The organism is uncultured Spongiibacter sp. (genome assembly GCF_964011655.1).
Lineage (GTDB): Bacteria > Pseudomonadota > Gammaproteobacteria > Pseudomonadales > Spongiibacteraceae > Spongiibacter > Spongiibacter marinus.
This window is the reverse complement of the sequence record NZ_CAXGPO010000057.1, coordinates 1-9,873: the sequence shown is the minus strand read 5'-3', so window position 1 is coordinate 9,873 and position 9,873 is coordinate 1. Positions and strand designations below refer to the sequence as shown.

Genomic DNA, 9,873 nt, shown 5'->3' with positions numbered 1-9,873 from the left:
GATTCACCGCATCTCGCTTTTTTGCACGCGTATTTTCCTCTGTGGTTCCCTGGTTATCGTTCCGACGGCTGTCGGCGGTGACTCTCGGCCGCAAGTCTGATCCAGGAGGTTATCTTGACGGTTACAGCCATACTCGCCCTAGAAGACGGCAGTATTTTTCGGGGTGTTGCAATCGGTGCGCACGGGCACTCGGTTGGGGAGGTGGTGTTCAATACCGCCATGACGGGTTATCAGGAGATTCTCACCGATCCCTCCTACGCGCGTCAGATCGTGACGCTGACCTATCCCCATATCGGCAATACCGGCGTTAACTCAGAAGACGAAGAAGCTGCAGAAATTTGGTCTGCGGGCTTGGTTATTCGCGATTTGCCCATGTTGGCGAGCAGTTTCCGCAGCGAGCAAAGCCTGTCTGACTATCTGCGCGCGCGCAATATAGTCGGCATCGCCGAGATAGATACCCGCCGCCTGACGCGTATTCTGCGCGACAAGGGTGCTCAGGGTGGCTGTCTGCTGGCCGGTGATGACCTCGGCGCGGAAGATGAAGCCAAAGCACTGGAATTGGCAAAGGGCTTTGCAGGCCTGAAAGGCATGGATCTGGCGAAAGAAGTGACTACTGCCGAGCGCTATGAGTGGCGCGAAAGCACATGGCAGCTGGGCGAGGGTCATAAAGTCCTGGGCGATGACGACTTGCCTCACCATGTTGTTGCCTATGACTTCGGCGTAAAGCGCAACATTTTGCGTATGCTGGCCGACCGCGGCTGTCGCCTCACCGTGGTGCCTGCAACCACGCCAGCAGCTGATGTACTGGCGATGAATCCCGATGGGGTCTTCCTGTCCAATGGCCCGGGCGATCCAGAGCCCTGTGACTACGCCATCGCGGCGATCAAAGACATTCTCGACGCCGACTTGCCGGTCTTCGGCATCTGCCTGGGGCACCAGCTGTTATCGTTGGCATCAGGTGCAAAGACCATGAAGATGAAGTTTGGCCACCACGGCGCCAACCATCCGGTTCAGGACTTAAAAACCAAGGTGGTACACATCACCAGTCAGAACCACGGCTTTGCCGTTGATGAAGACAGCTTGCCGGCGACCATGACGGTGACCCACAAGTCGCTGTTTGATGGCTCCTTGCAGGGGGTTGAGCGCAATGACAAACCTGCGTTTGGCTTTCAGGGACACCCAGAAGCTAGCCCGGGGCCGCATGATATTGCGCCCTTGTTTGACCACTTTATTGAGTTAATCCAGGCCAAGAAGGCCGGTTGAGACTATCGGATTGCGTCCTGCGCAACCGGGGGCGGCAGTAGCCGCTCTCGCTGAGCGTAAAGCGGAGACAACATGCCCAAAAGAACCGACATAGAATCCATTTTGATCCTGGGTGCCGGCCCGATTGTCATCGGCCAGGCCTGTGAGTTTGACTACTCCGGTGCGCAAGCCTGTAAGGCGCTGCGCGAAGAGGGTTATCGCGTTATTCTGGTGAACTCCAACCCGGCCACCATCATGACCGACCCGGCAATGGCTGATGCCACCTACATTGAGCCGATTGCCTGGCAGACTGTTGAAAAAATCATCGAGAAAGAGCGCCCCGATGTACTGCTGCCAACAATGGGTGGGCAGACAGCGTTGAACTGTGCGCTGGACCTGGATCGCGAAGGCGTACTGGAGAAGTACGGCGTAGAGATGATCGGCGCCAAGAAAGACGCCATCGACATGGCCGAAGATCGCCAGTTGTTCGATCAAGCGATGAAGCGTATCGGCCTGGAAACGCCGCGCTCTGCGATTGCACACAGCATGGAAGAGGCGCTGCAAGTTCTCGACTCCATCGGTTTCCCGGCGATTATTCGTCCGTCGTTCACAATGGGCGGCAGCGGCGGTGGTATTGCCTATAACAAAGAAGAGTACGTGGAGATTTGTACCCGCGGATTGGATTTGTCGCCCACCAACGAGCTGTTGATCGATGAAAGCCTGATCGGCTGGAAAGAGTTTGAAATGGAGGTGGTGCGTGATCGCAATGACAACTGCATCATCATTTGTGCCATCGAAAACTTCGACCCGATGGGTGTGCACACCGGTGACTCGATTACCGTTGCCCCTGCGCAAACGCTGACTGATAAAGAATATCAAATCATGCGAAATGCCTCTTGCGCGGTTCTGCGTGAGATCGGTGTTGAAACCGGCGGTTCGAACGTTCAGTTTGGGATGAACCCGAAAGACGGCCGCCTGGTAGTGATTGAGATGAACCCGCGGGTGTCTCGTTCATCGGCATTGGCCTCGAAGGCCACTGGCTTCCCAATTGCTAAAGTCGCTGCCAAGTTGGCGGTGGGTTACACCCTCGATGAGCTGCAAAACGACATTACCGGCGGCGCAACGCCAGCGTCATTTGAGCCGAGCATCGACTATGTCGTGACCAAGATTCCGCGCTTTACCTTTGAAAAGTTCGGCGAAGCACAGACCAAGCTGCATACGCAAATGAAGTCGGTCGGAGAGGTGATGGCGATTGGCCGCACCTTCCAGGAGTCTGTGCAAAAGGCACTACGTGGTCTGGAAGTAGGCTCTGCCGGCTTCGAGCACAAGATTGATGTCGATCGCGACGATGCTCGCGATGTGTTGATTGCCGAGCTGACCAACCCCGGTCCCGAGCGCATTTGGTATGTGGCCGATGCTTTCCGTGCTGGCATGTCGGTGGAAGAGGTGTACGAGCACTCGTGGATCGACCCCTGGTTCCTGGTGCAGATCGAAGACATTGTTAAGTCTGAAAACGCCCTGAAGAAGGTGGCGCTGTCGGATATTGACGAAGCGCTTATGCGTCGCCTCAAGCGCAAAGGTTTCAGCGATCAGCGCTTGTCCGTGCTGCTGGCAGTGAGCGAGCGGCAATTGCGCGCCCGCCGTCATGCACTGGGCGTATTGCCGGTGTACAAACGGGTGGATACCTGTGCGGCAGAGTTCGCTACATCTACGGCGTATATGTACTCAACCTACGAGGAAGAGTGCGAAGCCCAGCCAAGCGAGCGCGAAAAAATTCTGGTTATCGGTGGCGGTCCAAACCGCATCGGTCAGGGCATCGAATTTGACTATTGCTGCGTGCATGCGGCATTGGCCATGCGCGAAGACGGTTACGAAACCATTATGGTGAACTGTAACCCCGAGACGGTTTCCACCGACTACGATATTTCCGACCGCCTGTATTTCGAGCCAGTAACGCTTGAAGATGTGCTGGAGATTGTGGCGAAAGAAAAGCCCAAGGGCGTGATCGTGCAGTTTGGTGGGCAGACGCCACTCAAGCTGGCTCGCGACCTCGAAGCTGCCGGCGTGCCGATTATTGGTACCAGCCCTGAGGCGATTGACCGCGCTGAAGACCGCGAACGCTTCCAGCAAATGATTGAGCGCCTGAATCTCAAGCAGCCGCCCAACACCACAGTGCGCTCTGAAGAGGCGGCATTGGCCGCTGCGCAGAAAATTGGCTATCCATTGGTTGTTCGCCCATCGTATGTATTGGGTGGTCGCGCCATGGAGATTGTCTACAAAGAGGAAGAACTGGAGCGCTACATGCGCGAAGCAGTGAAGGTGTCCAACGAGTCGCCGGTACTGCTGGATCACTTCCTTAATGCGGCAGTAGAGGTCGACCTCGATGCCGTGTCAGACGGCAAGCAGGTGGTGATTGGCGCCATTATGCAGCACATCGAGCAGGCGGGTGTTCACTCGGGTGACTCGGCGTGTTCGCTGCCGCCATATTCGCTCGATGCCGAAACGCAGGACAAAATGCGCGAAATGGTCAAGCGCATGGCCCTGGAGCTTGGCGTTGTCGGACTGATGAACGTGCAGCTGGCAGTACAGGATGGCGAGATCTACGTGATCGAGGTCAACCCGCGCGCTTCGCGTACCGTGCCCTTCGTCTCCAAGTGTATTGGTCTGTCTTTGGCCAAGGTGGCCGCGCGCTGTATGGCGGGTACCAGCCTTGCTGAGCAAAACTTTACCGCCGAGCGCGTGCCCGATTACTACTCGGTGAAAGAGGCGGTTTTCCCCTTCAATAAATTCCCCGGTGTCGACCCGATTCTCGGGCCCGAAATGAAGTCGACGGGCGAGGTTATGGGCTTGGGCGAAAGCTTCGCAGAGGCCTTCTCTAAGGCGGCTCGCGGTGCTGGCGAAGTCTTCCCAACCGAAGGTCGTGCCTTTATCTCGGTGCGTGACCCAGATAAGGCGGGCGCTGTTGCGGTAGCGAAGCAGTTGCTGGAGTTGGGCTTTGAGCTGTGCGCGACTCGCGGAACGCACAAAGTCCTGGCCGATGCGGGCCTCGCTTGCCAACGCGTGAATAAGGTAATGGAAGGGCGTCCGCATATTGTCGATATGGTCAAAAATGGCGATATTGATCTGATTATCAATACCACTGAAGGTAAGCAGGCGATTGCCGATTCATCGCTGATTCGCCGCTCTGCTCTGCAGAATAAGGTGAGTTACACCACAACGCTGGCGGGGGCGGAAGCCATTTGCCAGGCGCTGGTATTCGGCGCTGAGCGTACGGTGCGTCGCCTGCAGGATGTGCATGAGGAGTTGGTAAAATGAGTCAGCAAACCCCGATGACGGTGGCCGGTGAACAGGCGTTGCGCGATGAGCTGAAGCGCCTGAAAACGGTTGATCGTCCTCGCATTACTCAGGCGATTGCCGAGGCCCGTGAGCACGGCGACTTGAAAGAAAACGCCGAATACCATGCTGCGCGTGAGCAGCAGGGTTTCTGTGAAGGTCGTATTCAGGAAATTGAAGGCAAGCTATCCAATGTGCGGGTGATTGATATCACCACAATTCCCTGTACCGGCAAGGTGATTTTCGGCACCACTGTGTCGCTGATCAATTGCGATACCGACGAAGAAGTAACCTACCGCATTGTTGGTGAGGACGAGGCCGACGTGAAGGCGGGTAAGATCTCTGTCACGTCGCCGATTGCGCGCGCCTTGATCGGTAAGGAAGAGGGTGATGTGGCGGTAGTTGCTGCCCCCGGTGGCGACATCGAATACGAAATCGACCAGGTGCAACACCTCGCAGAGTAGCGCCGCACAGCGCGCCGATTTAGGCGCGCAGCAAGTTTGACAGGCGCGGGTTGGGCTTTTTCGCGGCGCGGTAGATCAGCGCTATTTTACCGATAGCCTGTACTAGCTGTGCGCGGCTTCCCTCGCACAGTTGATCGATCAATTCGCGCCGCTCGCCTGGATCGGCAACATTGACTTTGACCTTGATCAGTTCGTGGTCCTCCAGGGCCCGCTCCAGTTCCTGCTCCACACCTTCACTCAAGCCTCGGTCGCCAATCATCACAACAGGGTTGAGTTTGTGGCCAATGCTGCGCAGATGTTTTTTGTCGCTGGCGGTGAGTGCTTCCATAGGTATCTAGCTGTGTTGGTTTACGGGAGCGTTATTGTACGGGAAAGGTATACTGTTAGCGATACGCCCGTTTTGGGGCTCGGCCCGTTTACATACAAAAAAGGGAAATGCGGTGGCAAAACGATCTTCTTCTAGTGGTGCGTGGCTGAAAGAGCACTTTGATGACCACTACGTGAAGCGCTCCCAAAAGGAGGGCTATCGCTCGCGCGCCTGTTATAAGTTACTGGAAATTCAAGAAAAAGACCGTCTGATAAAGCCTGGGATGTGTGTTGTTGATCTGGGCTGCGCGCCGGGTGGCTGGTCCCAGGTAGCGGCAGAACTGGTGGGCGACCGGGGGCGTGTATTGGCCTCAGATATTCTGCCGATGGATACACTGGCTGGCGTTGAGTTTATTCAGGGTGATTTTACCGAAGAGTCGGTATTCAACGAGCTGCTCGCCGCGCTGGGTGATCAGCGGGCCGACCTTGTAATTTCCGATATGGCCCCCAATATGAGTGGAGTGAAGGACGTGGATCAGCCCCGCTCTATGTATTTATGTGAGCTGGCCCTTGATATGGCGGCTCATGTGCTCCGCCCTGGTGGCGATTTCGTAACAAAGATATTCCAGGGCGAAGGCTTCGAGGCGTATTTTCGAGACATGCGCAGCCGCTTTGACAAGGTAATAACGCGCAAGCCTGCGGCATCGCGGCCGCGCTCGCGTGAAGTTTATTTGCTGGGGCGTGGCCTCAAGGCGTAATGGTGCTGCGGCCATTTGTTCGTAGAGAGCGTGGAATTTCTGTAGTAGAGTGGGGTCTAGGACTGTGCGCCTGGCCAACTGGCTTTGCGCAGCGTGCGATATGAGGATCGGTTTTTGAACGACATGGCTAAAAATTTATTATTGTGGCTGGTTATCGCCGCAGTGTTGCTGACAGTATTTAATAACTTCAGCGTGCAATCGCCTACTGAGCAGCTCAATTACTCCCAGTTTATTACTGAGGTGCAAAACGAGCGTGTGCAAAAGGTGGTGATCGATGGCTTAGTCATTAGCGGCCAGCGTAACGATAATAGCCGGTTCGAAACCGTTCGTCCCTTGCTCGATGATCCCAAGCTGATTGACGACCTGCTGGAACACAATGTTGTTGTAGAAGGGCGCAAGCCTGAGCAGCAAAGCCTGTGGACGCAACTGCTGGTCGCCAGCTTCCCGATTTTAATTATTCTCGCGATCTTTATGTTTTTCATGCGCCAGATGCAAGGTGGCGCGGGTGGCGGCAAAGGCGGCCCGATGGCGTTTGGCAAAAGTAAGGCCAGACTGCTGAGTGAAGACCAGATTAAAACCACCTTTGCCGATGTTGCCGGTGTCGATGAGGCGAAGGAAGACGTACAGGAGTTGGTTGAGTTCCTGCGCGACCCCGGGAAATTCCAGCGTTTGGGCGGCCGTATCCCTCGCGGCGTATTGATGGTGGGCCCCCCAGGAACGGGTAAAACCCTGCTCGCCAAGGCGATTGCCGGCGAGGCAAAAGTCCCCTTCTTCTCGATTTCCGGTTCAGACTTTGTCGAGATGTTTGTCGGTGTAGGTGCTTCGCGTGTGCGGGACATGTTTGAGCAGGCCAAAAAACAAGCACCCTGCATTATCTTTATCGATGAGATCGACGCCGTCGGCCGTCACCGTGGTGCCGGCATGGGCGGTGGTCACGATGAGCGTGAGCAAACCCTGAACCAGCTGCTGGTTGAGATGGACGGTTTTGAAGTTAATGACGGCGTTATCGTTATTGCCGCGACGAACCGTCCCGATGTGCTTGACCCAGCCCTGCTGCGCCCCGGGCGATTTGACCGCCAGGTCGTGGTTGGCCTGCCCGATATTCGCGGGCGTGAACAAATCCTGAAAGTACATATGCGCAAATTGCCGGTCGGTGACGATGTGGATGCCGCGGTTATTGCTCGCGGTACACCGGGTTTCTCGGGTGCTGATCTAGCGAACCTGGCAAACGAGGCGGCGCTGTTTGCCGCGCGGGCAAATTCGCGCCTGGTGACGATGGAACAGTTCGACCTGGCCAAAGACAAGATCATGATGGGCGCCGAGCGCAAATCGATGGTGATGTCGGAGAAGGAAAAGCTCAATACCGCTTACCACGAGGCCGGGCATGCCATTGTTGGCCGCGTTGTGCCTGAGCACGATCCCGTTTACAAGGTGAGTATTATTCCGCGTGGGCGTGCCCTGGGTGTGACCATGTTCTTGCCAGAGGAAGATCGCTACAGCCTGAGCCGTCGCCACATTATCAGCCAGATATGCTCGCTGTTTGGCGGTCGTATCGCTGAGGAGATGACGCTGGGTGCCGACGGCGTCACTACCGGGGCGTCGAACGATATTCAGCGCGCCACCGACATCGCGCGCAAAATGGTAACGAAGTGGGGCCTGTCAGAAAAAATGGGCCCACTGATGTATGACGATGCTGACGAAGAAGTCTTTTTGGGTCGCTCTGCCGCTCAGCCTGGCAAGGGTGTCTCCGGCGAGACGGCCAGACAGATCGATGAGGAAGTACGACGCATCATCGATGAGTGCTATGCCAAGGCGCAGAGCATTTTGGAAGAAAATCGCAGCAAGCTGGATATGATGGCTGAAGCATTGATGATGTACGAAACCATCGATGCCAAGCAGATCGACGACATTATGGCGGGGCGCAAGCCACGCAGCCCAGCGGGCTGGGACGACGACCAAAATCGTCGCGGCGGCCAACAGCGCCCGGTAGTGGATGACGAAGCGGAAGATGACGCCGAGCAGCCACGCAAGCGCGGCCCCGAAGACCCCTTTGTTGATTCGGTAAGCGATCACTGATCCCGATGGCTTTATCGAAGATTCCCGAATCGCCACAGCTGAGCTGTGGCGATCGCGTTTTAGACCTCTCGAAACCGCAGTTAATGGCGGTAATCAATGTCACTCCCGACTCGTTCTCCGATGGCGGGCGCTATTTCCGTGATGGCGGTTTGCACCTCGATACCCTGCTGAACCAGGTTGATGCGGCGCTGCGCGCCGGTGCCACCATGATTGATATTGGTGGTGAATCAACGCGCCCCGGCGCGGCGCCGATTTCCGAGGCGGAGGAGGTGGCGCGTGTGCTGCCCGCGGTAGAAGCGGTTGCGCGGCGATTTGATGTGGTGATTTCGGTGGATACCAGCACGGCTTCTGTGATCGCCGAATCGGCTTCGGCGGGGGCTGGGCTGATCAATGATGTGCGGGCTTTGCGTCGCGAAGGCGCGCTAGCGGCGGCTGCCGACTCCGGCCTGCCGGTTTGTTTGATGCATATGCGTGGCGAACCGGGGGATATGCAGCGTCAACCGCAGTACGAGGATGTCGTCACTGAGGTAGAGGCCTTCTTGCGTGAACGCGTAGCCGCCTGCGCCGACGCGGGAATACCAGCGGAGCGCTTACTGCTGGACCCCGGTTTTGGCTTTGGTAAGACGCTAGCCCACAACCTGGCCTTGTTCCGCCGCCTGCCGGAATTGTGCGCCTGGGGTTATCCGGTGTTGGTGGGAGTGTCGCGCAAGTCTATGGTGGGTGATATTACCGGACGAGCAGTTGCTGATCGTATGCCCGGTAGTATCACCCTGGCTGCTCTCGCTGCCGAGCGCGGCGCGGCCATCATTCGTGCCCACGATATCGCTGAAACGGCCGATGCCTTAGCCGTCGCCGCAGCGCTAAAAGGATTCTGATAATGACAAGAAAGTATTTCGGCACTGATGGTGTGCGCGGTCGAGTGGGGGAGTTTCCCATCACTCCCGAGTTTGTTCTGAAGCTGGGCTGGGCGGTTGGCCAGGTGTTCGCAAAAGAAGGCCGCAGCCGAGTGTTAATTGGTAAGGACACGCGGATTTCGGGGTATATGTTTGAGTCTGCGCTGGAAGCGGGCTTGGTGGCGGCAGGCATAGATGTGCGTTTGTTGGGGCCAATGCCAACGCCGGCGATTGCCTATCTGACCCGTACCTTTAAGGGGCGCGCAGGGATTGTTATTAGTGCCAGCCACAATCCGTATTACGACAACGGTATCAAGTTCTTTTCGGCTGAAGGCAGTAAGTTGCCCGATGCGCTTGAAAGTGCAATCGAAGCGGCGATGGACCTGCCGATGACCACCGTCGACTCGTCGGCGCTGGGCAAGGTCAAGCGCATAGATGATGCAGCGGGTCGCTATATTGAATACTGCAAATCGACGGTCGGCTCCGACCTTTCCCTGAGCGGCCTTAAACTGGTTTTGGATTGCGCCCACGGCGCGACCTATCATGTGGCGCCAGCGGTGTTTGCCGAGCTGGGGGCCGAACTCGTAGTTATTGGTGCGGCGCCGGATGGCTTAAATATTAACGCCGGATATGGCTCGACCGACCCCAAAGCGCTGTGCGAGCGCGTGGTGGCAGAGAAGGCCGACTTGGGTATTGCCTTTGATGGCGATGGCGATCGCGTATTGTTTGTCGACAGCAATGGCGAGCTGGTCGATGGCGATGAATTGCTGTACATCATTGCCGCGGATCAACACCGTCGCA

The 9,873-nt window shown here is 56.7% G+C and carries 7 protein-coding genes and 1 pseudogene; 7 read left to right on the top strand and 1 reads right to left on the bottom strand.

Annotated features, from left to right (window positions below; all coding sequences use genetic code 11):
• The first annotated feature begins 114 nt into the window (after positions 1–114).
• From carA to greA, 3 genes are all read left to right on the top strand, one after another.
• Positions 115–1,263, top strand: a complete 1,149-nt coding sequence (carA, locus tag ABNS66_RS15530) for a glutamine-hydrolyzing carbamoyl-phosphate synthase small subunit (protein ID WP_204996145.1) — start codon at positions 115–117, stop codon at positions 1,261–1,263.
• A gap of 72 nt (positions 1,264–1,335) precedes the next feature.
• On the top strand, positions 1,336–4,557 hold the full coding sequence (gene carB, locus ABNS66_RS15525; protein ID WP_204996146.1) for a carbamoyl-phosphate synthase large subunit: 3,222 nt from the start codon (positions 1,336–1,338) through the stop codon (positions 4,555–4,557).
• Positions 4,554–5,039, top strand: coding sequence for a transcription elongation factor GreA (greA, locus tag ABNS66_RS15520; protein ID WP_204996147.1), 486 nt, complete (start codon positions 4,554–4,556; stop codon positions 5,037–5,039). The genes carB and greA overlap by 4 nt, the downstream gene beginning before the upstream one ends.
• Positions 5,040–5,058: 19 nt before the next feature.
• Here greA and yhbY read toward each other — a convergent pair whose 3' ends face one another.
• Positions 5,059–5,367, bottom strand: a complete 309-nt coding sequence (gene yhbY, locus ABNS66_RS15515) for a ribosome assembly RNA-binding protein YhbY (protein WP_204996148.1) — start codon at positions 5,365–5,367, stop codon at positions 5,059–5,061.
• 112 nt (positions 5,368–5,479) lie between these two features.
• On the opposite strand from yhbY, the gene rlmE reads away from it, so the two are divergent.
• The 4 genes and pseudogenes from rlmE to glmM all read left to right on the top strand — a co-directional run.
• Complete coding sequence (gene rlmE / locus ABNS66_RS15510; RefSeq protein ID WP_204996149.1) at positions 5,480–6,103, top strand: 23S rRNA (uridine(2552)-2'-O)-methyltransferase RlmE; 624 nt, start codon at positions 5,480–5,482, stop codon at positions 6,101–6,103.
• A 123-nt stretch (positions 6,104–6,226) separates the two neighbouring features.
• Positions 6,227–8,179 carry an ATP-dependent zinc metalloprotease FtsH gene (ftsH, locus tag ABNS66_RS15505; RefSeq protein WP_286693933.1) on the top strand — a complete coding sequence of 651 codons (1,953 nt, stop codon included), beginning with the start codon at positions 6,227–6,229 and terminating at the stop codon, positions 8,177–8,179.
• Between the two features lie 5 nt (positions 8,180–8,184).
• On the top strand, positions 8,185–9,054 hold the full coding sequence (gene folP / locus ABNS66_RS15500) for a dihydropteroate synthase (RefSeq protein WP_239547742.1): 870 nt from the start codon (positions 8,185–8,187) through the stop codon (positions 9,052–9,054).
• Between the two features lie 2 nt (positions 9,055–9,056).
• Positions 9,057–9,873 (top strand): annotated as a pseudogene (gene glmM, locus ABNS66_RS15495) (phosphoglucosamine mutase); the annotation flags it as partial.

Coding starts and splice junctions, on each gene's coding strand:
- carB (WP_204996146.1), top strand. CDS start 1,336: ATGCCCAAAAGAACCGACATAGAATCCATTTTGATCCTGGGTGCCGGC.
- greA (WP_204996147.1), top strand. CDS start 4,554: ATGAGTCAGCAAACCCCGATGACGGTGGCCGGTGAACAGGCGTTGCGC.
- yhbY (WP_204996148.1), bottom strand. CDS start 5,367: ATGGAAGCACTCACCGCCAGCGACAAAAAACATCTGCGCAGCATTGGC.
- ftsH (WP_286693933.1), top strand. CDS start 6,227: ATGGCTAAAAATTTATTATTGTGGCTGGTTATCGCCGCAGTGTTGCTG.
- folP (WP_239547742.1), top strand. CDS start 8,185: ATGGCTTTATCGAAGATTCCCGAATCGCCACAGCTGAGCTGTGGCGAT.